22 protein-coding genes are annotated in these 25,294 nt (G+C 68.8%); 11 read left to right on the top strand and 11 right to left on the bottom strand.

What is annotated here, in order from left to right; translation table 11 throughout:
- The first annotated feature begins 19 nt into the window (after positions 1-19).
- Both H3H55_RS20655 and H3H55_RS20650 read left to right on the top strand, forming a co-directional pair.
- On the top strand, positions 20-907 hold the full coding sequence (locus tag H3H55_RS20655) for a metal-dependent hydrolase (protein ID WP_193099999.1): 888 nt from the start codon (positions 20-22) through the stop codon (positions 905-907).
- Entirely contained in the window at positions 904-1,803 is a 900-nt protein-coding gene (locus H3H55_RS20650; protein ID WP_193099998.1) for a hypothetical protein, read from the top strand. The genes H3H55_RS20655 and H3H55_RS20650 overlap by 4 nt, the downstream gene beginning before the upstream one ends.
- On the opposite strand, the gene H3H55_RS20645 is transcribed toward H3H55_RS20650, so the two are convergent.
- Together H3H55_RS20645 and H3H55_RS20640 are read right to left on the bottom strand one after the other, a co-directional pair.
- Positions 1,791-2,906: a hypothetical protein gene (locus H3H55_RS20645; RefSeq protein ID WP_193099997.1), complete on the bottom strand. Its 1,116-nt coding sequence runs from the start codon at positions 2,904-2,906 to the stop codon at positions 1,791-1,793. The two genes, H3H55_RS20650 and H3H55_RS20645, sit on opposite strands and share 13 nt — an antisense overlap.
- Positions 2,907-2,915: 9 nt before the next feature.
- Positions 2,916-3,626, bottom strand: a complete 711-nt coding sequence (locus tag H3H55_RS20640; protein WP_193099996.1) for a hypothetical protein — start codon at positions 3,624-3,626, stop codon at positions 2,916-2,918.
- Between the two features lie 62 nt (positions 3,627-3,688).
- Here H3H55_RS20640 and H3H55_RS20635 point away from each other — a divergent pair, with 62 nt between their 5' ends.
- Positions 3,689-5,149, top strand: coding sequence for a fatty acid desaturase (locus tag H3H55_RS20635; RefSeq protein WP_193099995.1), 1,461 nt, complete (start codon positions 3,689-3,691; stop codon positions 5,147-5,149).
- A gap of 66 nt (positions 5,150-5,215) precedes the next feature.
- On the opposite strand, the gene H3H55_RS20630 is transcribed toward H3H55_RS20635, so the two are convergent.
- The 3 genes from H3H55_RS20630 to H3H55_RS20620 form a co-directional block, all read right to left on the bottom strand.
- Positions 5,216-5,947, bottom strand: coding sequence for a ribonuclease T2 (locus H3H55_RS20630; RefSeq protein WP_193099994.1), 732 nt, complete (start codon positions 5,945-5,947; stop codon positions 5,216-5,218).
- 246 nt (positions 5,948-6,193) lie between these two features.
- Positions 6,194-6,772, bottom strand: coding sequence for a hypothetical protein (locus tag H3H55_RS20625; RefSeq protein WP_193099993.1), 579 nt, complete (start codon positions 6,770-6,772; stop codon positions 6,194-6,196).
- 94 nt (positions 6,773-6,866) lie between these two features.
- Complete coding sequence (locus H3H55_RS20620; RefSeq protein WP_193099992.1) at positions 6,867-8,270, bottom strand: HdeD family acid-resistance protein; 1,404 nt, start codon at positions 8,268-8,270, stop codon at positions 6,867-6,869.
- Between the two features lie 349 nt (positions 8,271-8,619).
- Between H3H55_RS20620 and H3H55_RS20615 the strand changes: the two genes are divergently transcribed.
- The 7 genes from H3H55_RS20615 to H3H55_RS20585 all read left to right on the top strand — a co-directional run bounded on the left by H3H55_RS20615 (position 8,620) and on the right by H3H55_RS20585 (position 16,209).
- Positions 8,620-9,261 (top strand): hypothetical protein, encoded by a 642-nt coding sequence (locus H3H55_RS20615; RefSeq protein ID WP_193099991.1) that lies wholly within the window; start codon positions 8,620-8,622, stop codon positions 9,259-9,261.
- 51 nt (positions 9,262-9,312) lie between these two features.
- Entirely contained in the window at positions 9,313-9,870 is a 558-nt protein-coding gene (locus H3H55_RS20610) for a helix-turn-helix domain-containing protein (protein ID WP_193099990.1), read from the top strand.
- Positions 9,871-9,949: 79 nt separating this feature from the next.
- Positions 9,950-10,531, top strand: coding sequence for an HD domain-containing protein (locus H3H55_RS20605; RefSeq protein ID WP_193099989.1), 582 nt, complete (start codon positions 9,950-9,952; stop codon positions 10,529-10,531).
- 55 nt (positions 10,532-10,586) lie between these two features.
- Positions 10,587-11,315: a class I SAM-dependent methyltransferase gene (locus H3H55_RS20600; protein WP_193099988.1), complete on the top strand. Its 729-nt coding sequence runs from the start codon at positions 10,587-10,589 to the stop codon at positions 11,313-11,315.
- 287 nt (positions 11,316-11,602) lie between these two features.
- Positions 11,603-12,796, top strand: coding sequence for an efflux RND transporter periplasmic adaptor subunit (locus tag H3H55_RS20595; protein ID WP_193099987.1), 1,194 nt, complete (start codon positions 11,603-11,605; stop codon positions 12,794-12,796).
- A 2-nt stretch (positions 12,797-12,798) separates the two neighbouring features.
- Positions 12,799-14,823 (top strand): MacB family efflux pump subunit, encoded by a 2,025-nt coding sequence (locus tag H3H55_RS20590; protein ID WP_193099986.1) that lies wholly within the window; start codon positions 12,799-12,801, stop codon positions 14,821-14,823.
- 12 nt (positions 14,824-14,835) lie between these two features.
- The gene (locus H3H55_RS20585; RefSeq protein WP_193099985.1) at positions 14,836-16,209 is read left to right on the top strand and encodes an efflux transporter outer membrane subunit; all 1,374 of its coding nucleotides are present in this window, start codon (positions 14,836-14,838) and stop codon (positions 16,207-16,209) included.
- A 30-nt stretch (positions 16,210-16,239) separates the two neighbouring features.
- Here H3H55_RS20585 and H3H55_RS20580 read toward each other — a convergent pair whose 3' ends face one another.
- A complete protein-coding gene (locus H3H55_RS20580; protein WP_193099984.1) occupies positions 16,240-17,778 on the bottom strand; it encodes an MFS transporter in 1,539 nt (512 codons plus the stop codon).
- Positions 17,779-17,956: 178 nt separating this feature from the next.
- Here H3H55_RS20580 and H3H55_RS20575 point away from each other — a divergent pair, with 178 nt between their 5' ends.
- Positions 17,957-18,877 (top strand): LysR family transcriptional regulator, encoded by a 921-nt coding sequence (locus tag H3H55_RS20575; protein ID WP_193099983.1) that lies wholly within the window; start codon positions 17,957-17,959, stop codon positions 18,875-18,877.
- Positions 18,878-18,917: 40 nt separating this feature from the next.
- Here the strand turns inward: H3H55_RS20575 and H3H55_RS20570 are convergent, their stop codons facing one another.
- The 5 genes from H3H55_RS20570 to H3H55_RS20550 form a co-directional block, all read right to left on the bottom strand.
- Positions 18,918-20,057 carry an enoyl-CoA hydratase/isomerase family protein gene (locus H3H55_RS20570; RefSeq protein WP_193099982.1) on the bottom strand — a complete coding sequence of 380 codons (1,140 nt, stop codon included), beginning with the start codon at positions 20,055-20,057 and terminating at the stop codon, positions 18,918-18,920.
- Positions 20,054-20,845: an enoyl-CoA hydratase gene (locus tag H3H55_RS20565; protein WP_193099981.1), complete on the bottom strand. Its 792-nt coding sequence runs from the start codon at positions 20,843-20,845 to the stop codon at positions 20,054-20,056. The genes H3H55_RS20570 and H3H55_RS20565 overlap by 4 nt, the downstream gene beginning before the upstream one ends.
- Entirely contained in the window at positions 20,845-21,744 is a 900-nt protein-coding gene (gene mmsB, locus H3H55_RS20560; RefSeq protein WP_193099980.1) for a 3-hydroxyisobutyrate dehydrogenase, read from the bottom strand. The genes H3H55_RS20565 and mmsB overlap by 1 nt, the downstream gene beginning before the upstream one ends.
- A 17-nt stretch (positions 21,745-21,761) precedes the next feature.
- A complete protein-coding gene (locus H3H55_RS20555; protein ID WP_193099979.1) occupies positions 21,762-23,291 on the bottom strand; it encodes a CoA-acylating methylmalonate-semialdehyde dehydrogenase in 1,530 nt (509 codons plus the stop codon).
- A 112-nt stretch (positions 23,292-23,403) separates the two neighbouring features.
- Positions 23,404-25,110: an AMP-binding protein gene (locus tag H3H55_RS20550; RefSeq protein ID WP_193099978.1), complete on the bottom strand. Its 1,707-nt coding sequence runs from the start codon at positions 25,108-25,110 to the stop codon at positions 23,404-23,406.
- Positions 25,111-25,294: the final 184 nt, after the last annotated feature.

Here is a 25,294-nt window from a genome sequence, read left to right as displayed (position 1 = left end):
CCGACGGGGCCGAACTAGCATGCGTCCGTTTCGCCGCGCCCCCGCCGCCAACGCCGCGTCGCGCATGCCGCCGCGCGACGTGCACTTCGCGATCGACGCACGCATTCCGCGCTTCTGGTATCGCGGCACCTGCCACGTCACGCGCTTCTTCGACGCGTTTTCCGTGATGTTCCCGCTCGGCGAGCGCTTCTTCATCGAAAGCGTGCGGCCGTTTCGCGACCGCGTCGGCGGCGATGCGTCGCTCGCGGCCGACGTCGATGCGTTCGTGCGGCAGGAGGCGTCGCATATCCGCGTGCACCGGCTCTACAACGCGCGCCTCGCGTCGCAGCGCGTGCCGGTCGACACGCTCGAAGCGCTGCTCGAAAAGCGCCAGCGCAACGCCGCGCGCCAGGTATCGCCCGTCACGCGGCTCGCGCTGACGGCGTGCCTCGAACACTACACGACGATCCTCGCGCACCGCCTGCTGAGCGACCCGGCGATCCTCGACGGCGCCGATCCGACGATGGCGGCCGCGTGGCGCTGGCATGCGATCGAGGAAACCGAACACAAGACCGTCGCGTTCGACGTGTTCACGGCGGCGATGCCGAACGCGGCGCGGCGCTATGTCGTGCGCTGCGCGGCGATGCTCGGGATCTCCGTCTACTTCGTGGTCGACCTGATCTTTTTCGTGCACCGCCTCGTCGCGGTCGACGGTCAGACGTGGAATGTGCGCGGCTGGCTGCAATTGCTGCGCTGGCTGTTCGTCGCGCCGGGCATCTTCACGCGCGTGATGCCGCTGTGGCTGGCGTGGTTCTCGCCGCGTTTCCATCCCGATCGCATCGACAGCGACGCTGCGCTGCGCGCAGCGCGCATCGCGCTCGAACCGTATCTGGCCGCATCCGAACGCGAACCGGAGTCGCACGCATGACACGCGCGCCGTGGACGCCCGACGGATTCGACGACTGGCGCCACCACTATCCGGCGACGCCGTTCGCACGAGCTGAAGCGCCCCTCGACCGGACCGACGCGTTCATCGACGGCTGGACGCGGCGCACCGCCCGCCTGCCGCTGACGACGACGATCGTGCTCGTCGCCGGCCTGTATTCGGAATGGCTGCCGGGCTGCAATCGCGGCGCGCGGCAGACGCTCGGCGCGGCCGGCTATCACGTGCTGACGGTGCCCGTGCGTTCCGCGCGCGGCGTGTTCGATCAAGGTGCGCATATCGGAACGTACCTGCGCACGCACCTGCCGGCCGGCGGCGAATTCGTCGCGCTCGCGCACAGCAAGGGCGGCATCGATACGCTCGCCGCGCAGGTCGGCGACCCGGCGCTGTCGGCGCGTTGCGCGGGCATCGCGCTCGTGCAGCCGCCGTGCGGCCCGTCCGCGATCGTCGACACGATCTTCCGTCACGGCGTGCCGCCGCACGCGGCCGCGCCGTGGCCCGACCGCATCGCCCAGCGCCTGCTGCGCACGCGCTGGGCGAACGCCGGCACGCGCGACATCAGCAGCCGGCGCGATCCGCGTGTCGGCGCGATGCTGGCGACGCTGCCGCGCGACCTGCATCTCGTGCATGGCGTGAGCTGGTCCGTCGAAGCGTCCACGCGCTTCGATTCGCACCATGGACGGCTGAACGGCCATCGTCCCGGCTGCGCGCACGACGGGCAGTTCTATCTCGAACATCAGGTGATGGCCGGCATCCCGCAAATCTGCCTGCCGCGGCTCGATCACGGCCAGCCCGTGCTTGGCGGGCTCGGCTTCGACGCCGGCCGCTTCTGGCTCGCGCTCGCCGACCTGCTGCACGTCACGCGCGCTCAGACGAGGTAGATCTCGAAGCCCGGCACGCGGCCGGCCAGCAGACCATCGATCGGCTCGGCCGGCTCGCCGGTCGACAGCGTATAGAGATCCATCGGCGTACGCGCGGCGCGATAGCGCGCGAGCGCCGGCCATAGCGGATCGCCGTCGTACAGGCACAGCTGCATCAGCGCATGACCGTTGCGCACGCGCAGCCACGCGGCATCGAGCAGCGCCGCGAACACGGACGGATCGCGATCGCGCACCTGCAGGTGCGTCAGGTAGACATCGCGCAGCGGCTCGCCGGCTGCCGCGATGCGCGGGCGGCGCAACGCGGGCGCAAGCGCGTTGAATGCGACGCGGATCGCCTGCAGCGGCAACGGCAGCCGTTCGAGCACGATCCGCTTGATGTCGCCGGCGTCCCACGGCGCGACGCAGCCGAGCACATTGCCGCGCGCGTCGAGCGCCAGCAGGAACGAACCGATGCCGAACGCCGGCCACGTGTCGAGCCGGCGCGCGAACTCGTCCGCGGAAAACACGCTGCCGAACGGCTGGCGGCGCGATTCGGTATCGAGAAACGCGCGCAGCGCGTCCGCGTGATGCGGCTGCGCGTCGACGATCCGGACGCCGGGCGCGTTGCGCGGCGCGGACGACAACCCGCGCTGCGCATAGACCGACACATTCTCGTAGCCGTGCCAATGAGAAAAGCGCAGCCGGTTCTCGCGCCGCGACCGCGCAAGCGACTGCACCGCGAGCCGGTTGTCGCGAATCATGCAACAGTACGCGTGCTGCACCCCGGCTTCGGCGCGCAGCGTCGCGAAACGGTCGCGCACCGAGTCGGTCCACTCGCGCGACAGGCGCCGGTCGGGCATCAGGCGCAGATCGCCGAGATAGGCGACCGGCTGCGCGCGTTCGCCGAGATAACCGTCACGCACGACGAGGCTCGCGAGCCCCTTCAGCGCCGCCTGCTCACCCTCCGCAAGCCATACCTCATGATGCGGCGCGTGGCAGCGATGCAGCGCGAAGTAGTCGGGTGCGCGGTCGAAGCGCAGCGGCAGGCTGCCCTGCATCGCATGGCGGGCCTGGAAATCGAGGATGCGCGCGTTGTCGACCGGTTGCGCGAGACGGATCCGCATGCGTGCGGTTCACGCGCCGTCGAACAGCCGGCGCGCGAGCGGCCGCAGGTTCGACGCGGACAGTTCGCACAGGCACACGAGCTCGTCGCCCTGCGCATAGCCGGGGTTGCGGGCAAGGAAGTAGTCGACGTCGGTGAGCCGCCGGTGCGCAACCGGCACCTCCGCGAGCGTGGGTGTCAGCCGGCCCTGCGGCGTGTCGAACGACAGGAGGCCGGTGGCCGGATCGTATGCGTGCCCGTAGCGGCTGGCGGCCAGGTGATCCATCAGGTCCTGCGTCGCCGATGCGGTCAGGTTGTCGGCACGCGGCGCGTAGTCGCGCGCGAACGCGCGCAGGTAGCGATAGGTGCGATGCCCCTTGCAGATCAGGAACCAGTACAGCGGCACGGCGGGTGCTTGCCGCCACACGTCGCCCGCGTGGCGGATCCACGCAAATGCGAGATGCTGCGTGCCCCAGTGAGCGGGATCGATGATCGTATCGCCGGAAAAGATCACGCGGATCGATGCGTCGCGCCAGTGCGTCTCGTACTGCTTGAGCGTCGAGAAGCCCTGGATCGCGCCGCCGCTGTCGCGCAGCACGATGCAGTGCGTCTTGTCGCCGAGGTCGCGGTCGAACTGCGCACGCGCCGTGTCGCAATAGGACGCCGCATACAACGAGAACATCCGGTCGATGTCGTCCGGGCCCAAGGCCGCACGTTCGACGGCAGTGGCACGCAACTCCATCGGGGCACTCCTGCAAGACTGAACACCTTGCTATGATAGCCCGTTACCCGCCCGCTCCCGCCATGTCCCAGGTCCTTTCCCGCCAGGATGCGAACGACACGCCGATCGCCCGGCCATGGCTGCTGCTCGTCGTCTATCTCGTCGTGACGGGTGCGCTCTACCGCTTCGTCACGCACATGCCGCTCGGCCCGGTTACGGCAATTTCGGCGAGCGCATTCGATCGCGCGATTCCGCTGCTGCCCGGCACCGTACCGCTCTACCTGAGCTACCTCTTCGTGATGCCCGTGCTGGTATGGTTCGGGCGCGGCCGCGCATGGCTGCTGCCGGCGTTCTTCGCGGGCGCGCTCGCTGCGGGCCTTTGCCTCGTATCCCACCTGTTGCATCCGACCGCCGTCGCATGGCCGGCCGCGGATAGCAGCTGGATCGCGTGGCTGCAACGGCTCGACACGCCGCTTGCCGCGTCGCCGAGCGGGCACGTCGCGCTGCCGGTCGCGATCGCAATCGTGCTGCTGGCGCGGCGACGGCGAACCGCCGTGCTGTACGTCGCATGGAGCGCGCTGCTGATGGTGACGGTGCTGACCACCGGCCAGCATCGCGCCGTGGATGTCGCATGGGGCGGCGCGGTCGGCATCGCGGCCGGCGCGGCGACGCTCGCGTTGCTGCGCGCGAACGCCGACCTGCGCACGATGGCGGCCGTGCTGCTCGAATGGGCGTGCATCGTCGTTGCGATCCGCGTGGCCGTCGTGCTCGGCGCGTGGTCCCTGTATGCGCTTGCCGTGCTCGTCGTCGCGACGCGGCAGCACGCGCTGTTCATCCTGTATCACGACGCGGCCCACTATCACGTCACGCGCCGCCGCGGTGTCAACGACTTCCTGATCAACCTGGCGATCGGCGTGCCGGGGCTCGTGCCCGTCGAGTTCTATCGGCCGCTGCATCTCGCGCATCACCGTCATCTCGGCACCGCGCAGGATCCCGAGCGCCAGTTCCTCTATCACGACCAACCGTGGCGGTTCCGGCCGCTCGATGCATGGCCGCTCGCGCGGCAGTTCCTCGGCGATCTGTTCGTGCTGAACATGGTGCGCAACATGGCTGAGTTCCGGCGCTCGGGCGGCCAGAACACGCGGCTCGGCCGGCCGTTTCAGGTGGCCGCGGCCGGTTGGGTGGCGATCGTCGCGCTGCTCGTGTGGGCCTGTTCCGCGCGGACGATCCTGCTGGTCGCGGCGCTGTGGTTCGCGCCGCTGCTCACGCTGTCGGTGCTATTGCAGAAGATCCGCAGCATGGCCGAGCACAGCGGCGGCCCGCATGCGACGCCGGGCTGGGCCGACTGGACGTATTCATGGCGAACGGGATGGATCGGCCGCGTGTTCGTGTGGCCGTATCACATCAACCTGCATCTGCAGCATCACCGCAACCCGGCGGTGCCTTGGCATGCGTTGCCCGACACGGTCGCGGGCGACGAGCATCAGCTCGACGCGCCGGAACTGGCCGGGCTGCTGTGGTCGGGCATTCCGCCGAAGCGGTGACTAGCGACGACGTGCGCGATGTCGCGCACGCCGAAGCCCGTTCAAGGGCGCCGACCACCCTCCCCGTTACTTCGCGATATACACGCCCGACGTCGGGCACGTGCCCTGCGTATTGCCGTCCGTCACGAGCGACGCGGCGCTCGGGAACTGCGTGGTCGCGCTCGTCTTCACCGCGATCCACGCTTCGGTGAAGTAGCTGACGCCATTCGTCTTCGTGCACTTCAGCGACACCGCGCTGCGCGTATTGCTGCCGAACGCGCCTTCGAACGCGGACAGCAACTGGTTGCGCGTCACCGTCTTGCCCGCGTTCGCCTGCAGGTACGCGTTGAACGACGTGTTGCCGAGCCGGCTGATCATGCCGGCCGCCTGGTTCCAGTACGCATCGGGCGACGCCGAGTCCGAACAGGTGCCGTGCTTGAACCATTCGTGCTTGTCGAGGCACGACGCGACGCCCGGCATGTACGTCGACAGCGTGTTGCGGGTCGCGCTGCTGATCGGGTACGCATCCATGCTGCACCACTGGTGCGCGTTGTCGAGGTCGATGTCGCTCTGCGGCACGCCGCAGTAGAACGGCTGGTTGCCGTCATAGCGGTTCGGCCACAGCCCGTGCAGCGACAGGCTCGTCGCCGCATACGTGCCGGCGAGGTTCGTGCATTCGGGCGTGTCGTGCGACGCGCAGAAGCCGGGCTCCCACGACGCGGCGAGCAGCAGGTAGTCGTAGCTGGACTGCGCGGTGGCGTGCAGCGAGGCGGATGCGACGGCGAGTGCGGCAGCGGCGCGGGCGAGCGTCTTGAGCATGGCGTTTCCTCGGAAAAGGCTTGCGGTCGCGGGATGCGCCGCAAGATTGTCGAATGTCTGCCCGCGATTGTTGCAACCGCAACGTGGCACGAATGTGAAGGTGGCCGAATTATGTGCGGTGGCGCGGCCACATGCTGGTGCGCCGCTCGATACCCGAGCGGAACGCGGGCGCGGGAACCGATTCCGCGTCCTGCCCGATACGGCACACCGTTGACGCGTGCCGCCGTTCGGGCAGCACGCCGCCGCTCACGATCCGGCGCCCAGTTGCGTGCACGCACGCGCGGACGATTCGGGGCCTTCGAGCGCGAGGATCTGCCATACGCCGACGCTGACGCGCTGGCGCGCCGCCGGCGACGCATCGGCCAGCAACGCCTCGACGCGCGGCGCCGCGTCGGGTGCCTTCTGCTTCAGCGCCGCGTGATGCCGAGCGCGCGACGCCGGCTCGGATTCGTAGACGTCGCACAGGCGCACCATGCCGGCCAGGCCCGCGAGGTCGTCGTCCTTGTCGATCGCAGCCGGCTCGACGGGCACGAGCCCCTTGCGCTCCGCCGCAGGCAGCTTGTCGCGCGCGCCTTCGTCGATCGACGTGGCGGCCGCCGGCGGCAGGCCGCCGATCGCCGCGACGATCCGGCTGCCCGCGGCGATCATGTCGCCCTGGCACTCGATCTTCTCGTCGGCCGTGACGTTCGAGCAAAACGACACCGAAGTCCGGTACACGTCGTTGCTCATGCGCGGCACTTCGTCCTCGGCCGCATGCGCGAGGCCGGCGCTCGCCAGCGCCAGCGAAACGGGAATCAGGATGCGGAAAGCGCTCGTCTTGTTCATTTTTATTCGTCTGTGGGTTTTTATAACGGGCAACATCGCCGGGCTGTAAAGTGGCTAGCCCTGCGGCGCCGGGCCCTCGTCCGGCGCCACGCGATCACTTCATCGACGCCGCCTCCGATCCGCCGGACGACAGCGCCGCGCTGTCCTGCTCGCGCCACGCGCGGCGTGACGCCATGATCGCCTTCACCGCCGAGCGTGCAACCTTCCACCACGCGAACGGCCGCGGGTCGGCGAGCATGCTGAGCGCGCGCGCATAGTCGAGCGTGAGCCCGGGCGTCCATGCCATCGTCACCGCGCGCTTGCGGATCTGCGCGGCAACCCACAGCTCGGGCGTGAGCAGCAGCCGCACGAACGCGCCCCATCCGGCACCCTTGCCCTTGAGCCGCCACACCGCGCCGTCGAGCGCCGCTTCGAGCGCGTTCGACACGGTGCTCGAGCAGTTGCGGTACGTGAGGTTGTACGTCACGTTCTGCCGGTACGACGACCAGAATGCGTCCAGCTTCGCCGGATCGTAGTTGCGGATGCGCACGCGCACGGTGGACGGGCACCACGCGTTCGACTCGGTCGCGTAGTCGGGCTGGAACAGGCCCGGCACGTCGTTTTCACGGGTTGCGCGCAGGATACGTGTGAATTCGTCCGGAGAACGATCGATCTCGACACCCGGATACAGGCTGATGTAGATGCCCTCCGGCGACTCGAGCGCCGCATGTCCGGTCGAGATCACGCCGTTGACGTCCACCGCCGCGATGTAGCGGTCGATCACCGGATAGCGCTGCGCTTCGGCCTTCGACGTGCCCGCCGGCGTCCACACGTGCACGGTGAGCGCGTGCTCGCCGTCGGCCGGCGGGCCGTCCCATTCCGATTGCGCGAAACGCGGCCGGTCGCGCGCATCGTCGAGGTCGGGCGCGAGCGCCGGCGCGGGCGACGTCGCGAATGCGGGATTGCGCGTGAGCCGCCGCACGCGCGCGGCGAGACTCAGCATGTGCATCCCGCCGAATATCAGCAGCAGTCCGAGGCAGTACGGCACGGTACCCACGTAGTGCGTCGGGTACGGCTGGAAGAAGAACACGGCCAGCAGGATCTCGACCACACCCCACGCGAACGCGACGTTCCAGCGGCGATAGCGCACCATCCATGCGGATGTGCACTGCAGCAGCCCGTCGACGAGGAACAGCGTGCCGAAGATCATCGACAGCAGGAAGTGGCCGTGGTGATGCCCCGCGAACACGAGCCCCGCGGCCACCACGACCACGATCCCCTTCACGTAGCGCAGGATGCGCTGCCCGCCGACGCCGCTGCCGGCCACCGCGAGCGTCGCGAGCCCCTCGATCAGGAACAGCCATGCAAACAGGTCGATCGGGAAATGCAGCGCGCCGTCAAGCGCGTCGACGAAGATGACGACGCCGGCGACGACCCACAGCCAGCCGAGCACGGTCAGCCCGCGCCAGCGGGTGCGCAGATATTCGATGCCCAGCAGCAGCAGGATCAGTCGTACCATCGCGCCCTCGTGTCATTTTTCGGGAAACGTGCGGCCTCGCGTTTCCTGTCGTGTCGACCGCGCGTCGTGCCACGCATCGGCCGGCAGGCGGCAATACGGGCCGGCGCGTCATGCCATCCACATGACCGATGGCGGCCGGCGTGTGCCGCTCTCGCCGAATAATAAGATATGGCGGAGCCGGTTGAAAGCCTGAAGAAAACGTTTTCGGCGGGCCTGCGGCGCCTGATACGGTGCAATCGGTAATGCTGCCGTGGCAGATTTCCCGTTCGACAATGCACGGCGGATACGCGAGAATCCGGCTTCCGAGGGCGAAAGCCTCTGAACCGCACCAGACGGGACTACAACAAACATGAACGTATCGATCACACGCCGGCGCCTGCTGGCCGCCGGTTTGGCCGCGAGTTGCGTCGCGCTGTCGGGCTGTTTCACGCCGAAGCTGTACGAGGACGACGCGTACAGCGAGGACGTGTCCGGATTCATGATTACCAAGGACGGCAAAAAGCTGGTCGTCCTGGGCACGCGCTACCACTACATCTTCGACCTGCCGGCCCAATTGCGGCCGGTGCTGCAGTCCGGCTATCGGACATCGCTGCGCACGACGTTTATCGGCTTTCATGCGAGCGGCGGCAGCGTCACCGGCCACTACCGGATCGTCTTGCCGAAGGATGCATCGGACGACGATCGACAGGCCGCTGCCGCCGACGGATTCACCAGTGCGCCGGCCGGGCTCGTGCTCGAAGGCGACATCGGCGGCAAGCGCTATTCGACGGAAGGCTTCGCCGCGCAGGACAAGGCGGCCACGCAGCCGTTCAACCGGCCATACTCGATTTACGTCAAGCAATCGCCGTCCGCCCTCGGCATGGGGCTGCGGATTCTCGCCACGCCGGTCACGGTGGCCGCCGACGGCGTGCTCGTGCTGGGCGGCGTCGTCCTGGTTCCCGTCGCGCTCGTCGTGCTCGAAGCGCAAGGCGGGTTCCACTTCCATCCGTAGCCGGCGGAACGCGCACGTCAGCGCGACGGCCGTATCGAACGGAGCATCGCCATGACCGCATCACCGCTTCACACGCCCCCGCTCGGCCCGCAACTGAAGCGCTGGCGCCTGCTGCACCGCGTGAAGCAGAGCCACGCCGCCGAGTTGTTCGGCGTCGCGCAATCGACGATCTCGCGCTGGGAGGCCGGCATCCAGCAGATGTCGCCCGACGAGCGCGCGACGGCCGAGCGGCTGCTCGCCGCACGCCTCGACTCCGCGGGCGACCACGCGCTTGCGCGGCTCATCGCGGGCAGCGCGGGCCGCATGCACCTCGTGTGCGACCTCACGCACCGCCTGCTCGCGTCTTCCCCCGCGCGCGCGGCCGAGTTCTCGCAGCCGTTGCCGATGCTGCTAGGCACGTCGCTGTGGCGCTACGCGACGCCGGAGATCGTTCGCATGGAAGCCGCGCTCGACACGCTCGGCTGGCACGACCGCGCGGGGCCGCCGAGCGTCGAGTTCGACACCGGCGCGAATGCGTCGCGCGTCGTGCCGATCCGCGGCAGCCTGTGCCGCTGGACGCGGATGACGCTGTCGGATGGTTCGGCCGCGCGGCTCGTCGAAACGCTGTAGCGCGCCGCGCATATTTCATGCGTGGACGCATTGCGCGCGGCCGGCTTACGCTTGCCTGCTCATCGCAAGGACGCCGATCATGAACCCCGATACGATCCACGCGCGGCTCGCTTTCCTGCGCGAAGCCGAACGCCTGAAGGATGTGCTGCGCAGCGGCCACACGTCGGCCGGACGCGCGGAAAGCACGGCCGAGCACAGCTGGCGGCTATGCCTGATGGCACTCGTGTTCGCCGACGCACTGCCCGGCATCGACACGCTGAAGCTGCTGAAGCTGTGCGTCGTCCACGATCTCGGCGAAGCGCTGCACGGCGACATCCCCGCGATCGAGCAGGCCGCGCACCCCGACAAAAGCGCGCAAGAACGCGATGATCTGCTGACGCTGACGGCGCCGCTCGATCGCGTGCTGCGCGACGAGATCGTCGCGCTGTGGGACGAATACGAGGCGGCCGCGTCGCCGGAAGCGCGCGCGGCGAAGGCGCTCGACAAGCTGGAAACGATTCTGCAGCACAACCAGGGCAGCAATCCGCCCGATTTCGACTACGCGTTCAATCTCGGCTACGGCCGGCGCTATACCGACGCCGCGCCGCTGTTCAGTGCGATCCGCGATATCGTCGACGCCGATACGCAACGCAGGATCGACGCAGACAGGCACCCCGCGTAAGCTCGCGATGTCGGGCGCGCGGCACCGCGCGCCCTGCTCGCCCGAGGCCTTCCGCATGACGCAAAATATCTACGATGACCCGGCCTTCTTCGAAGGCTACAGCCGCCTGAACCGCTCGGTCCACGGCCTCGACGGCGCGCCCGAATGGCCCGCGCTGCGTGCGCTGCTGCCGGACCTGCGTGGCCGCAACGTCCTCGATCTCGGTTGCGGCTACGGGTGGTTCAGCCGCTGGGCAGCCGACCAGGGCGCGGCGAGCGTGCTCGGCGTCGACGTGTCCGAACGCATGCTCGAACGCGCGGCGTCGATCGCATCGCACCCGGCGATCACGTACCGCCGCGCCGACCTCGAAACGCTCGCGCTGCCGGATGCCGCGTTCGATCTCGCGTACAGCTCGCTCGCGTTCCACTACATCGCACACCTCGACACGCTGCTGCGCACGATCCATCGCGCGCTCGTGCCGGGCGGACGGCTCGTGTTCTCGATCGAGCATCCGGTCTACACGGCGCCGCGCCGGCCCGGCTTCGTCGTCGATGCGCAGGGCAACCGGTGCTGGCCGCTCGACGGCTACCAGCGCGAAGGCGAACGTGTGACCGACTGGCTCGCGCCGGGCGTCGTCAAGCAGCACCGCACGCTCGGCACGCTCGTGAACCTGCTGATCGGCAACGGCTTCACGCTCACGCACCTGGACGAATGGGGGCCGACGCCGGAACAGGTCGCAGCGATGCCCACGCTCGACGAGGAACGCGACCGGCCAATGATGGCGATCGTTGCCGCGCAGCGGTAACGCGGAGCGCGGCACACGCGCGGGCCCTCGTCCGCAGACTTCACCGATCGCAACAATGACGCCGTCGCCTCCCCGCGCCGGCACGGCATTCGCACAATTCAGCACAATTTCTACACGATTTGTCGTGAATTCCTCGCTTACCATGAGCGCCTGATTCGAATCGGCACGCCCGCGCGATGCGTACGCGGATTCCGTCGCGGGCAACGCGCTCGACATGCGACGCCGACCGGATCGTCCCGGTCGGCCGCACGCATCGCCGGCGCCCGCTTCATCCTCGCTGCGCTCTCATGATCCAGAAGACCCATCGCCGCCGGCGCATCGTGCTGGCTTCCCTCGCCGTCGTCGCGATCGCCGTCGGTGTCACGCTGAAAGCCTGCGCACCCGACAAGCATCCGCAGTACCTGTCCGCGCCCGTCACGCGCGGCGATCTCGAGAACGCGGTGCTCGCGACCGGCGCGCTGCAGGCGTTCAAACAGGTCGACGTCGGCGCGCAGGTATCGGGGCAGTTGAAGACGCTGAAGGTGAAGCTTGGTGACAAGGTCGCGAAGGGCCAGTGGCTCGCCGAAATCGATCCGGTGATCTCGGAAAACGCGCTGCGCCAGGCGCGCGCCAGCGAAGAAAGCCTGCGCGCGCAGCAGCAATCGACCGCCGCGCAACTGACGCAGGCGGAACTCGCATTCCGGCGCCAGCAGGCGATGCTGCCCGACGATGCGACGTCGCGCGAATCGTTCGAGGCCGCGCGCGCGACGCTCGACGTTCAGCGCGCGACCCTCTCGTCGCTCGCCGCGCAGATCCGCTCGGCCCGCATCCAGATCGAAACCGCGCAGGCCAACCTCGGCTACACGCGCATCGTCGCGCCGATCGACGGCGAAGTCGTCGCGATCGTCACGCAGGAAGGCCAGACCGTGATCGCGCAGCAGCAGGCGCCGGTGATCCTGAAGCTCGCGGATCTCGACACGATGACCGTGAAGGCGCAAGTGTCGGAAGCCGACGTGATCCGCGTGAGTGCCGGCCAGACCGCGTATTTCACGATCCTCGGCGAACCGGACAAGCGCCACTACGGCAAGCTGCGCGCGATCGAGCCGGCGCCGCAGAACTTCGCCGACGCGCAGAGCGCGCTCGGCGGCGGCGCGGGCGGCGGCTCGAAGCCGAACGCCGCCGTGTTCTACAACGCGCTGTTCGAAGTGCCGAATCCCGAGCATCGGCTGCGCATCTCGATGACCGCGCAGATCAGCATCGTGCTCGGCAACGCACGCAATGCGCTCAGCATCCCGGCCGCCGCGCTCGGCGAGAAGCACAAGGACGGCACCTATGCGGTACGCGTGCTGCGCGCCGACGGCAGCACGGAAACGCGCAACGTTCGCATCGGCATCAACAACAACGTGCGCGTCGAAGTGCTGGCCGGCCTGAAGGACAGCGAGCGTGTCGTGATCGGCGAAACCGCCACGGACGAACACGCACCGCTGGCGGACGTGGTGTGACGATGAGCCAGCCCCTGCTGAAACTCTCGAGCGTCACGCGGCGCTTTCCGGCCGGCGACAAGGACGTCGTCGTCCTGAACAACGTCAACCTGTCGATCCACGCGGGCGAGATCGTCGCGATCGTCGGCGCGTCCGGTTCCGGCAAGTCGACGCTGATGAACATCCTCGGCTGCCTCGATCATCCGAGCGAAGGCACCTACACCGTCGGCGGACGCGACACGCACATGCTCGACAGCGACGAGCTCGCGCAACTGCGCCGCGAGCACTTCGGCTTCGTGTTCCAGCGCTATCACCTGCTGCCGCACGTCGACGCGGTCGCGAACCTCGAAATGCCCGCGATCTATGCGGGCACCACGCGCTCGGCGCGGCACGAACGCGCACGCGAGCTGCTCGCGCGCCTCGGGCTCGCGGATCGCGCGCACCACCGGCCCGGGCAACTGTCCGGCGGCCAGCAGCAGCGCGTGAGCATTGCGCGCGCGCTGATGAACGGCGGCCAGGTGATCCTCGCCGACGAACCGACCGGCGCGCTCGACACGAAAAGCGGCCAGGACGTGATCCGCATCCTGCACGAGCTGAACGCGCTCGGCCATACGATCGTCATCGTCACGCACGACAAGGACGTTGCACGCCACGCGCGGCGCATCATCGAGATCAGCGACGGCGAGATCGTCGCCGACCGGCCGAATCGCCACTATGCGGAAGCCCTCGCTGAAGCCGGCAGCGGCGCGGACGATGCGACGGACGGCACGCCGTCCGCAGGCGAAAGCCACGACACGCCACCGCCCGCCGACGCCGAAACCGGCACGCGCACGCGCCGCTTCGCGGCCGGCACCGGCCGTTTCGCCGAAGCCTGCCGGATGGCGTGGATCGCGCTCGTGTCGCACCGGCTGCGCACGCTGCTGACGATGCTCGGCATCATCATCGGCATCACGTCGGTCGTGTCGATCGTCGCGATCGGCGAAGGCGCGAAGCGCTACATGCTCGACGAGATCGGCAGCATCGGCACGAACACGATCAACATCTATCCGGGCACCGACTGGGGCGACAGCCGCGCCGACACGATCCAGACGCTCGTGCCCGCCGACGTCGCCGCGCTCACCGAGCAGCCGTACGTCGACAGCGCGACGCCCGAAACGTCGCGCACGCTGCTGCTGCGCTACCGCAACATCGACGTCAACGCGCTCGTGAGCGGCGTCGGCGACCGTTTCTTCCAGGCGCGCGGAATGCGTTTCGCGCTGGGCGTCGCGTTCGACGCAGATTCCGTGCGCCGCCAGGCGCAGGTCGCCGTGATCGACCAGAACACGCGCCGCAAGCTGTTCGGCGCGACGCGCAATCCGGTCGGCGAAGTGATCCTGGTCGACAACGTGCCTTGCGTCGTGATCGGCGTCACGGCCGACAAGAAAAGCGCGTTCGGCAGCGTGAAGAGCCTGAACGTGTGGGTGCCGTACACGACCGCGAGCGGGCGCCTGTTCGGCCAGCGCTATCTCGACAGCATCACCGTGCGCGTACGCGACGGGCAACCGAGCGCCGCCGCCGAGAAAAGCCTCGAGAAACTGATGACGCAGCGCCACGGCCGCAAGGACTTCTTCACGTACAACATGGACAGCGTGGTCAAGACCGTCGAGAAAACCGGCCAGTCGCTGACGCTGCTGCTGTCGCTGATCGCCGTGATCTCGCTCGTCGTCGGCGGGATCGGCGTGATGAACATCATGCTCGTGTCGGTCACCGAGCGCACGCGCGAAATCGGCATCCGGATGGCGGTCGGCGCGCGCCAGTCCGACATCCTGCAGCAGTTCCTCGTCGAGGCCGTGCTCGTCTGCCTGCTCGGCGGCACGATCGGCATCGCGTTGTCGTTCGGGCTCGGCGCCGTGTTCTCGATGTTCGTCGCGCAATGGAAGATGGTGTTCTCCGCCGGCGCGATCGTGACGGCGTTCGTCTGCTCGACGCTCACCGGTGTGATATTCGGCTTCATGCCCGCACGCAACGCGTCGCGGCTCGATCCGATCGATGCGCTCGCGCGCGACTGACGGAGCCCTGCCATGACGTTTTCCTCACCGCTTCGTCGCCTGAGCGCATTCGTATGTGCCGCCGCGCTGCTGGCCGGCTGCACGGGCACCCGCCACGCACCGCTGCCCGCCGTCGCGATGCCCGCGAACTGGGCGGCGCCGGTCGCGGCCGACGCGCCGGCCACGACGCGCGACTGGTGGCGCAGCTTCGGCGATCCGCAACTCGACCGGCTGATCGACGACGCGCTGCGCGCCAACAACGACCTCTCGATCGCGGCGATCCGCGTGTATCGCGCGCAACTGCAGGCCGGGCTCGTCGATACGAACCTGACGCCCACCGTGTCGCTCGGTGCGAACGGCGCCGTGTCGCGCACGCTCGATACGCGCCAGATGAGCCGGTCGAGCGGCGTCACCGGTTCGCTGAGCTATGAAATCGACCTGTGGGGCCGGCTGGCCGCGCTGCGCGACGCCGCGCGCTGGGAAGCCGACGCGACGGCCGCCGATCTCGAGGCCGCGCGGCTGTCGCTGATCGGCACGACGGCATCGCTGTACTGGCAGATCGGCTATCTGAACCGGCAGATCGCGCTCGGCGACGCGAACATCGCGTATGCGGCACGCACGCTCGCGATCGTCCGGTCGCGGCACACGGCCGGCGCCGTGTCGGGGCTCGATCTCGCGCAGGCCGAACAGAGCCTGTCCGCGCAACGCGCCGCGCAGACGCAACTGATCCAGCAGCGCACCGAGAACCGCCACGCGCTCGCGATCCTGTTCGACCGGCCGCCGCAGCAGCTCGCCGCCGAACCGTCGGCGCTGCCCGACGCGCCGCCGCCGGAAGTGGCGGCCGGGCTGCCGGCCAGCCTGCTCGGCCGGCGCCCCGACCTGCGTGCGGCGGAATTCCGGCTGCGCGAATCGCTCGCGCAGGTCGACGCGACGCGCACGAGCTTCTACCCGACCTTCACGCTCACCGGCAGCGCCGGCACGTCGAGCACGAGCCTCGAGCGCGTGCTCGCAAATCCGGTCGGCACGCTCGGGCTCGGCCTCGTTTTGCCGTTCATCCAGTGGAACACGATGCAGCTGCAGATCAAGGTGTCGAAGTCGCAATACGAGGAAGCGGTGGTCGGGTTCCGCCAGCGGCTCTACACCGCGCTTGCGGAAGTCGAGAATGCGTTGTCGGCGCGCGTACAGCTCGAACGCGAGGCCGAGCAGCGCGCGCTGTCGCTGGCGCAGGCGCAGCGCGCGGAGCAGCTGGCCGCCGCGCGGTTCGCGGCCGGCGCGACCGCCGTGCAGCCGTGGCTCGACCAGCAGCAGGTACTGAGGAACGCGCAGAGTGCCGACGAACTGACGCGTCTGAACCGGCTCAACAACCAGATGACGCTCTATCGCGCGCTCGGCGGCGGAACGTCCTGACCGGCGGGCAAGCGCGCCGGTCAGGGCACCTCATTCGCACACGGTCGCCCCACGCCGCGCCGGCGCAAACGCCACCGCGCTCGCGGTCGCGAGCACGGCCACGCCCACCGCGCCGTACACCATCACCCAGCCGAACCCGTGCACGAGCGCCGCGTGCAGCGCCGCGCCGGTCGGGTCGGCCTGCGCGAGCGCCGGTGCGATCTGCTGCAGCCCGTCGGTGCGGCCCGACGCGATCTCCTGCGCGAGCCGGCGCAACGCCGCGTCGCCGATCGTGCCCGCGACACCGGCCTTCAGGCTCGCGACGATCCCCGCGACCAGCACGAAGCCCATCGCCGCGATATTCAGCGCGAGCGAGATCATCCGCGCGCTCATGTCGATACCCGATGCCATTCCAGCCCGCGAACTCGGTACCGCACCCGTCGTCGTGTTGGTGACGGGCGTATTCGTAAGCCCGAGCCCGATGCCGGCGATCACGCAGCCGGGCAGCATCGTGAGCCAGCTGGCGTGATCGGCCGCGCTGCCGAGCCGCATCAGCGCGAAGCCGGCCGCGATCGTGAACAGCCCGCCCGGGATCACGACGCCCGGCCCGTAGCGCAGCGCGAGCCGCTCGCCGAACGGCGGCGCGACCAGCGTCGGCAGCGTGTACGCGAGCAGCGCGAGGCCAGCCGTCACGCTGTCGTAGCCGAGCGCGACCTGGAACCAGATCGGCAGGTAGATCATGAACGGCCAGAAGCTGAAGTTCATCCCCATCGAACCGAAGATCGCGCCGGTGAACGCGCGGATCCGGAACACGGAGAAGTCGAACATCGGCCGCGCGCTCGCGCGTTCCGCGACGAAGAAGCCCACGAGCGCCAGCACGGTCGCGCCAAGCACGCCGAGGCCGGCCGCGCTCGTCAGCCCGAGCGCCGCGCTCTGCGTGATGTAGAACGCGAGGCCGAGCACCGCGAGCGACAGCGTGACGATGCCCGCGACGTCGAGCGTGCCCGCATGCGGATCGCGCGATTCCTGCACCGCGCCGCCGATCAGCGCGAGCGCGATCGCCGCGAGCGGCGCATGGACGAGGAACACCCACGGCCAGCTTGCCAGCGCGACGATCGCGCCGCCGACGATCGGCCCGAAGCCGAGCCCGATCCCGAACACGATCCCCCAGATCCCGAACGCACGGCCGCGCTCGCGGCCCTCGCGGAACTGGTGCGACAGCACGGCAATCTGGCAGATCAGCATCGCGCCGCCGCTGGCGCCCTGCAGCAGCCGGCCTGCGACGAGCACCGGCACGTTCGGCGCGAGCCCGCACAGCAGCGACGTCGCGCCGAACAGCACGGTGCCGATCACGTACACGCGCTTGCGGCCGAACCGGTCCGCGAGCGTGCCGGCCGCCATCAGCACCGTCGTGCACGCGATCGTGTACGCATTCATGATCCACTGCATGCCGTTGAAATCGCCGTGCAGCACGTGTTCGAGCGTCGGCAGGATCACCGGCACGCTCGAGATTTCGAGGCCGAACATCAGCGACGTGAGACAGACGGCCGCGAGTGCGACCGCATTCCTGCGGGAGTCGGATAGCGTCATGCGTATTGCGCCGCGGCCCGGCGACAGGCCGCGCGCCTCCAGTGAGAGGGGTTCGCTGCGTGCGGCCGGCAACGCACGCTGAACGGGAATCGGTACTATAGTGAGAATTTCCCTCCCCATTGACGCACGCATTTCTCGGAACTGAGGAATCACAGGACCCAATCAGCACAGACTTGCGATGACCGACAGACTCGACGGCGTGACGACCTTCGTCCAGGTGGTGGAATCGGGCAGCTTCGCGCTCGCCGCGGAGCGGCTCGACATGACGCGTTCGGCGGTCGGCAAGGCGATCGCGCGGCTCGAGAAACGCCTCGGCGCGCGGCTGCTGCAGCGCACGACGCGCAGCCAGAGCCTGACCGACGACGGCCAGGCGTATTACGACCGCTGCGTGCGCGCGCTGTCGGAACTGGAAGCGGCCGAAGCCGATCTCGACTGCGGCCGCAACGAGGCGCGCGGCAAGCTGCGGCTGAGTGTGCCGCTCGCGTTCGGGCACCACTGCGTGACGCCCATCGTGCTCGACCTCGCACGCACCTATCCACACCTGCGGATCGACGTGTCGATCACCGACCGCTTCGTCGATCTCGTCGAGGAAGGCATCGATCTCGCGGTGCGGATCGGTACGCTCGCGGACAGCACGAGCCTCGCGGTGCGGCGGCTCGGCACCCAATACGGCAGCCTCGGCGCGGCACCGTCGTATCTCGCCCGCTACGGGATGCCGAAGTCGCTCGACGATCTGAAGAACCACCGGACGATCGCGTATTCACGCTCGGGCGTGCCGCAGCCGTGGGACCTGCGCGCGCCGGACGGCTCGACGGTGCGCGTCGACATGCAGCATCAGCTGAGTTTCGACGACGTACAGGCGATCGCGGCGGCCGGCGCGTCGGGGTTCGGGATCGCATGGCTGCCGAGCTGGCTGCTCGACCACTACGTGCAGCGCGGCGAGATGGCGGTCGTGCTCGACCGCTGCTTCGTCTGCGAAGGCGACATCCACGCGATCTGGCCGAAGACGCGCTACCTGCCGCGCAAGACGCGCTGCGTGATCGACGCGCTCGCGCAGGCGGTGCCGCCGATGATCGAGCGCCGCGAAGAAGTGAAATGAGAGGAGATGAAACCGACGCGCCGCACGGCGCGTCGGGCCATCACGCCCCGCCGAGATCGACGAGCGGATGCGCGAACAACTTCCACGGCGACGTCAGGAAATGCCGCACGCGTTCGGCGCGCACCTCGACGAGCGACGCGGGCGCCCAGCGCGGCTTGCGATCCTTGTCGACGAGATGCGCGCGCACGCCCTCGCAGAAGTCGCCTTCCTCGATCGCGCGCGCGACGATGCCGAGCTCCATCCGGAACGATTCGGCCAGCGTCATCTGGCGGCCGCGCAGCAGCGCCTCGCGCGTGACGGACAACATCGTCGGCGAATGGCCGGACAGCGCATCGAGCGTCGCCTGCAGCCATTGACGGTGCTCGCGCGTCAGCTCGTCGCGTGCGAGATCCTGCGTCAGCGTCGCGACGATCCGCTCGACGGTCGAGCGCTTGTCGAAGTGACGGACGATCCACGGCATCTGGCTATCGAGCGCCGCATGCGGCACGACGTTGCACGGCGGCTCGAACACCTTGCGCAGCGCCGGCAACGCATCGCCGTCCCACTTGACGGACTCGATGCGCGTCTCGAACGTGTCGAGCCACGCAGACGGCACGCACAAGTCCGCGAGCTTCGCGCTCAGCGCGTCGGCACCCGACAGCATCGCGCCGGTCAGCCCCACGTACAGCTCGAGCTCGACCGGCATGCGCGACAGGAAATGCGTCGCGCCGACATCCGGCACGAGACCGATGCGCGTCTCGGGCATCGCGATCTTGCTGCGCTCGGTCGCGACCCGCAGCGCCGCGCCCTGCGCGAGCCCCATGCCGCCGCCCATCGTCACGCCGTCCATCAGCGCGACCACCGGCTTCGGGAACGTGTGGATCGCGTAGTCGAGCCGGTATTCGTCGACGAAGAACGGCAGCCAGGTCTCGCGCTGCGCGACCATCCGGTATAGCGCGCGCACGTCGCCGCCCGCGCAGAAGCCCTTCTCGCCCGCGCCGCGCAGCACGACCGCGACGATCTGGTCGTCGTGACGGCAGCGCTCGAGGAGCGCGGCCAGCTCGCCGATCATCGCGTACGACAGCGCGTTGAGCGCGGCCGGCCGGTTCAGCGTGATCAGCGCCACGCGGTTCACCACGCGGAACAGCACGTCGGATGCGGGTTCCGTGACGGTGACGTGAGTCGTGACCGGCGTACTCATCGTTGCGGTTCTCCGTCGGTGTGCCACTGCGGCGCGCGCTTGCCGAGAAACGCGGCCACGCCTTCGCGCGGATCGTTCGTGTCGAACAGGTCGACGAAGCGTTCGCGCTCGACCGCGAGCGCCGCGCCGCGCGGCACACCGCGGCGTGCGAGGCCGATCAGCTCCTTGCTGTATGCGACCGCGTGCGGGCTCTGTCGCGCGACGTTGCGCGCCAGAGCCAGCGCCGCGTCGCGCGCCGTGCCGCTGTCGACCACGTCCTCGACGAGGCCGATCCGGAGCGCCGTCGCCGCGTCGACGCGCGCGCCGGTCAGGATGATCTTCTTCGCCCAGCCTTCGCCGACAAGCCAGGGCAGCGTCTGCGTGCCGAGCCCGCACGGCAGCAGGCCGACCGACGGCTCGGGCAGCGCCATCTGCGCATGCGTCTCGGCGATCCGCAGGTCGCACGCGAGCGCGCATTCGAGGCCGCCACCCATCGCATAACCGTTGATCGCCGCGATCGTCACGACGCGCGCATCGGGCAGCGCCTCGAACGCCGCGCCGAAGCGCGACGCCATCGCACGCGCGACCGCGCGATCGCCGTCGGCGAACGTGTTGAGATCGGCGCCCGCGCTGAAGAACTTCGGGCCGTCGCCAGTGATCACCAGCGCGCGCACGCGCGGGTTCGCATTCAGTTCGGCGACGGTTTCCTGCAGTTGCTGCAGGCCGTCGGCGGTAAAGGCATTCGCGGGCGGACGCTTGAGCGTCGCGCACGCGATCGCGCCGTCGTCGACGTAGTCCAGTTCGATCATCACGCGTCCTTCTTCGTTGCCGGTTGGTACAGGCGGATCACCGCCGAGAAATCGAGCTGCCCGTCGCCGCGGCTGCTCATCGTCTGGTACAGCTGCTGCGCGAGCGCGCCGAGATAGACGGGCTGGCGCGCCTGCTTCGCGGCGTCGTTCGCGAGGCCGAGATCCTTCAGCATCAGGTCGGTGCCGAAACCGCCCGAGTAGCCGCGCGACGACGGCGCGGTGTCGATCACGCCCGGATACGGGTTGTAGGTGTCCGAGCTCCAGCAGCGGCCCGTCGACGTGTTGACGATGCCGGCCAGCACCTTCGGATCGATGCCGAGCGCAACGCCGAGCGACATCGCTTCCGACACGGCCGCCATCGAGATGCCGAGCACGAGGTTGTTGCAGACCTTCGCGACCTGCCCCATGCCGGTCGCGCCGCAATGGACGATGTTCTTGCCCATGCCCGCGAGCACGGGCTTCACGCGCTCGAAATCGGCATCGCTGCCGCCGACCATGAAGGTCAGCGTGCCGGCCGCCGCACCACCGGTGCCGCCCGATACCGGCGCATCGACGAACGCGCCGCCGTGCTCGCGCACCAGCGCACCGAACGCCTGCGCGCTCGCCGGGTCGATCGTGCTCGAATCGATCACGGTCGCGCCCGCGCCAAGGCCGGCCAGCACGCCGTTCTCGCCGGACAGCACCGAACGCACATGCGGCGCGGCCGGCAGCATCGTGATCACGAACGTCGCGCCCGCTGCCGCGTCGCGCGGCGACGCCGCCACCTGCGCGCCGGCGTCCTGCAACGCGCGCAATGCGTCCGCGCTGAGGTCGAACGCGTGCACTTCATGGCCCGCTTTCAGCAGGTTCAGCGCCATCGGCGCGCCCATGTGGCCGAGGCCGATAAAACCGATTTTCATTTTCGTGTCCTCCCGGCTCAATGCAGCCGGATCGTCGTGTTCACCGGGCCGGCCGTCGTGTCGTCGTCGAACCAGCGCGCGGTGACCGTCTTCGTCTGCGTGTAGAACTGCACGACCTGCTTGCCGTACGGGCCGAGATCGCCGAGCTTCGAGCCGCGCGAACCGGTGAAGCTGAAGAACGGCACGGGCACCGGAATCGGGATGTTGATGCCGACCTGGCCGATGTCGATCTCGCTCTGGAACTTGCGCGCGGCCGCGCCGCTCTGCGTGAACAGCCCCACGCCGTTGCCGAACGGGTTCGCGTTGACGAGCGCGATCGCGTCGTCGAGCGTGTCGGCTTCGAGCACGACCAGCACCGGGCCGAAGATTTCATGCGTGTAGACCGACATGTCGGTATTCACGCCGGAGAAGATCGTCGGGCCGATGAAATTGCCATGCTCGTAGCCGGGCACCGCCACGCCGCGGCCATCGAGATCGAGCTTCGCGCCTTCCTTCACACCCGCTTCGATCAGCGACAGGATGCGTTCCTTCGCGGTCTTCGATACGACCGGGCCGACGTCGGTACCGGCTTCCGCGCCCGCATTCACCTTCAGAAGCTTCGCCTTCGCGACGAGATCGGGCAGCCAGTCGCGCGCTTCGCCGACCAGCACCGCCACCGACGTCGCCATGCAGCGCTGCCCTGCCGCACCGAAGCCGGCACCGACGAGCGCATTGATCGTCTGCTCGCGGTTCGCATCGGGCAGCACCACCGCGTGATTCTTTGCGCCCATCATCGACTGCACGCGCTTGCCGTGCGCGCTGCCGAGGTTGTACACGTGCGTGCCGACGGCGGTCGAGCCGACGAACGAGATCGCCTTCACGAGCGGATGCGTGCAGATCGCGTCGACGACTTCCTTGCCGCCGTGCACGACGTTCAGCACACCTTTGGGTACGCCGGCCTCGATCGCGAGCTCGACGAGCTCCATCGTCGACATCGGGTCCTGCTCCGACGGCTTCAGCACGAACGTGTTGCCGCACACGATCGCCATCGGGAACATCCACAGCGGAATCATTGCGGGGAAGTTGAACGGCGTGATGCCGGCGCACACGCCGAGCGGCTGGCGCAGCGTGTAGGTGTCGACGCCGCCCGCGACGTTCTCCGCGAATTCGCCGAGCTGCAGCGAGCCGATCGAGCACGCGTGCTCGACCACTTCGAGGCCGCGGAAGATGTCGCCTTCGGCATCGGGAATCGTCTTGCCCTGCTCGGCCGTCAGCGTCTTCGCGATGCGCTGCTGGTTCGTGCGCACGAGATCCTGGAACTTCAGCATGATGCGCATGCGCGCGGCGATCGGCGTGTTCTTCCACGTCGCATAGGCGGCGTGCGCGGCCTGCACGGCCGCGTCGACTTCGGCGACGGTCGCGAACGGCACGCGCGCGAGCACCTGCTGCGTCGCCGGGTTGACGATGTCGCGCCACTCGCTCGTGGCGGACTCGACGAAGGCACCGTCGATCAGCAGCTTGACCGTCGGCACGTCTTGCCCCGTACGGGGCGTCGGATTCGCGTTCATCGATCCCATCTCCTTGCAGAAGGCCGCGATGCGGAATCCCGCGCGGCGGCCGGTTCGGTTCAATTCGACTGCCGGCGACGGCCGCGGCATGCGGCGCGCGGCCCGCGGTCGGTCATTTCAATTCGGCGGCGAAATCCTCTTCCCAGTATTCGCCGGGCATCCGCGCGGTTACGTCGTCGCCGCGCTCGATCTCGCGGCGGCGCAGCTCGACGCGGCGGATCTTCCCCGAGATCGTCTTCGGCAGTTCCGCGAACTGCAGGCGGCGGATGCGCTTGTACGGCGCGAGTTTCTCCCGCGAGAAACGGAAGATCTCCAGCGCGAGCGCCGGGCTTTCCTCGTAGCCCTGCCGCAACGTGATGAAGGTCTTCGGCACCGACAGCCGCACGGGGTCGGGGCTCGGCACGACGGCCGCCTCGGCGATCGCCGGATGCTCGATCAGCACGCTCTCGAGTTCGAACGGGCTCAGCCGGTAGTCGGACGACTTGAACACGTCGTCCGCGCGGCCGATGTACACGTAATAACCGTCGTCGCGGCGCATCGCGATGTCCGACGTGCGGTAGTGGCCGTCGCGCATCGCGTAGGCCGTCGCGTCGGGATTGTTCGCGTAGCCGGTCATCAGCCCGACCGGGCGCGTGACGTCGGCGCCGATCGGCAGCGCGACCTCGCCCTCTTCGACGGGCGCGCCATCCGGGTCGAGCAGTGTGATGCGGTAACCGGGCAGCGGCCGGCCCATCGAGCCCGCGACGACCGGCTGGCCCGGCGAGTTGCCGATCAGGCAGGTCGTCTCGGTCTGGCCGTAGCCGTCGCGGATCGCGATGCCCCACGCCTTCTTCACGCGTTCGATGATCTCGGGATTCAGCGGCTCGCCCGCGCCGACGATCTCGCGCAGCTTCACGTCGAACGACGCGAGCGGCTGCTGGACGAGCATGCGCCACACCGTCGGCGGCGCGCACAGCGTCGTCACCTGGTATTTGACGAGCGCGTCGAGCACGACCTTCGGCTCGAAGCGCGCGTAGTTGAAGGCGAACACGCATGCCTGCGCATTCCACGGCGCGAAGAAGCAGCTCCACGCGTGCTTCGCCCAGCCCGGCGAGCTGATGTTCCAGTGGATGTCGCCCGGCTGCAGGCCGACCCAGTACATCGTCGACAGATGGCCGACCGGATAGGTGCGGTGCGTATGCTCGACGAGCTTCGGTTTCGACGTCGTGCCCGACGTGAAGTACAGCAGCATCGGATCGCCCGCGTGCGTGACGGCGTCCGGCTCGAACGCGGCGCTCGCCGCGTAGCCGTCGTTCATCGCGAGCCAGCCCGCGCGCGGCGCGCCGGCGACGATCTTCTGCGCGAGGCCGAGGTCGGGTTGTTCGAATTTCGCGGTTTCGTTCTCGTCGACGATCGCGTATTTCGCGCCGCCGATCTGCACGCGGTCGCGCACGTCGTCGGGCGACAGTTGCGTGGTCGCGGGCAGCACGATCGCGCCGAGCTTCATCGCGGCGAGCATCGCGTCCCACAGCTCGACACGGTTCGGCAGCATCAGCAGGATCCGGTCGCCGCGCACGACGCCGATCGAGCGCAACCAGTTCGCGATCCGCGACGAGCGCTCGGACATCTGCGCGAACGAGTACGGATCACCCGTGCCGGTCGCCGCGTCGACGATCCACAGCGCGGGCTGATCATTGCCGCGCGCCATCGGGTCGAAGTAGTCGAGCGCCCAGTTGAACGCATCGAGCACCGGCCACTCGAAATCGCGGTAGGCGGTTTCGTAGTCGGTGCGATGGCGCAGCAGAAAGTCGCGTGCGTCCAGGAATGCCTGTACCGTCATCGTGTCGTCTCCTGTCGACGAGAGTTGGCGCTTTAGCGCTTACTCTCGTCCCATGCCCTGGCAATTCTCCATGCCTCGCGGTCAACCGGCGCACGCGCTGCAGCACATGCCCGATTCTTCCCTCTTGCGCGGCGCACGGTCACGTCGTTGCGTGCCGCCGTTCACCGCCCTGCCCTCGTGCCCT

Origin of the sequence: Burkholderia sp. Z1, assembly GCF_014893795.1 — a bacterium.
GTDB lineage: Bacteria > Pseudomonadota > Gammaproteobacteria > Burkholderiales > Burkholderiaceae > Burkholderia > Burkholderia theae.
This window is presented reverse-complemented; position numbering and strand designations above follow the sequence as displayed.

Coding starts and splice junctions, on each gene's coding strand:
- H3H55_RS20640 (WP_193099996.1), bottom strand. CDS start 3,626: ATGGAGTTGCGTGCCACTGCCGTCGAACGTGCGGCCTTGGGCCCGGAC.
- H3H55_RS20555 (WP_193099979.1), bottom strand. CDS start 23,291: ATGAACGCGAATCCGACGCCCCGTACGGGGCAAGACGTGCCGACGGTC.
- H3H55_RS20625 (WP_193099993.1), bottom strand. CDS start 6,772: ATGAACAAGACGAGCGCTTTCCGCATCCTGATTCCCGTTTCGCTGGCG.
- H3H55_RS20645 (WP_193099997.1), bottom strand. CDS start 2,906: ATGCGGATCCGTCTCGCGCAACCGGTCGACAACGCGCGCATCCTCGAT.
- H3H55_RS20630 (WP_193099994.1), bottom strand. CDS start 5,947: ATGCTCAAGACGCTCGCCCGCGCCGCTGCCGCACTCGCCGTCGCATCC.
- H3H55_RS20655 (WP_193099999.1), top strand. CDS start 20: ATGCGTCCGTTTCGCCGCGCCCCCGCCGCCAACGCCGCGTCGCGCATG.
- H3H55_RS20595 (WP_193099987.1), top strand. CDS start 11,603: ATGATCCAGAAGACCCATCGCCGCCGGCGCATCGTGCTGGCTTCCCTC.
- H3H55_RS20605 (WP_193099989.1), top strand. CDS start 9,950: ATGAACCCCGATACGATCCACGCGCGGCTCGCTTTCCTGCGCGAAGCC.
- H3H55_RS20635 (WP_193099995.1), top strand. CDS start 3,689: ATGTCCCAGGTCCTTTCCCGCCAGGATGCGAACGACACGCCGATCGCC.
- H3H55_RS20565 (WP_193099981.1), bottom strand. CDS start 20,845: ATGATCGAACTGGACTACGTCGACGACGGCGCGATCGCGTGCGCGACG.
- H3H55_RS20580 (WP_193099984.1), bottom strand. CDS start 17,778: ATGACGCTATCCGACTCCCGCAGGAATGCGGTCGCACTCGCGGCCGTC.
- H3H55_RS20585 (WP_193099985.1), top strand. CDS start 14,836: ATGACGTTTTCCTCACCGCTTCGTCGCCTGAGCGCATTCGTATGTGCC.
- H3H55_RS20550 (WP_193099978.1), bottom strand. CDS start 25,110: ATGACGGTACAGGCATTCCTGGACGCACGCGACTTTCTGCTGCGCCAT.
- H3H55_RS20620 (WP_193099992.1), bottom strand. CDS start 8,270: ATGGTACGACTGATCCTGCTGCTGCTGGGCATCGAATATCTGCGCACC.
- H3H55_RS20575 (WP_193099983.1), top strand. CDS start 17,957: ATGACCGACAGACTCGACGGCGTGACGACCTTCGTCCAGGTGGTGGAA.
- H3H55_RS20610 (WP_193099990.1), top strand. CDS start 9,313: ATGACCGCATCACCGCTTCACACGCCCCCGCTCGGCCCGCAACTGAAG.
- H3H55_RS20570 (WP_193099982.1), bottom strand. CDS start 20,057: ATGAGTACGCCGGTCACGACTCACGTCACCGTCACGGAACCCGCATCC.
- H3H55_RS20600 (WP_193099988.1), top strand. CDS start 10,587: ATGACGCAAAATATCTACGATGACCCGGCCTTCTTCGAAGGCTACAGC.
- H3H55_RS20615 (WP_193099991.1), top strand. CDS start 8,620: ATGAACGTATCGATCACACGCCGGCGCCTGCTGGCCGCCGGTTTGGCC.
- H3H55_RS20590 (WP_193099986.1), top strand. CDS start 12,799: ATGAGCCAGCCCCTGCTGAAACTCTCGAGCGTCACGCGGCGCTTTCCG.
- mmsB (WP_193099980.1), bottom strand. CDS start 21,744: ATGAAAATCGGTTTTATCGGCCTCGGCCACATGGGCGCGCCGATGGCG.
- H3H55_RS20650 (WP_193099998.1), top strand. CDS start 904: ATGACACGCGCGCCGTGGACGCCCGACGGATTCGACGACTGGCGCCAC.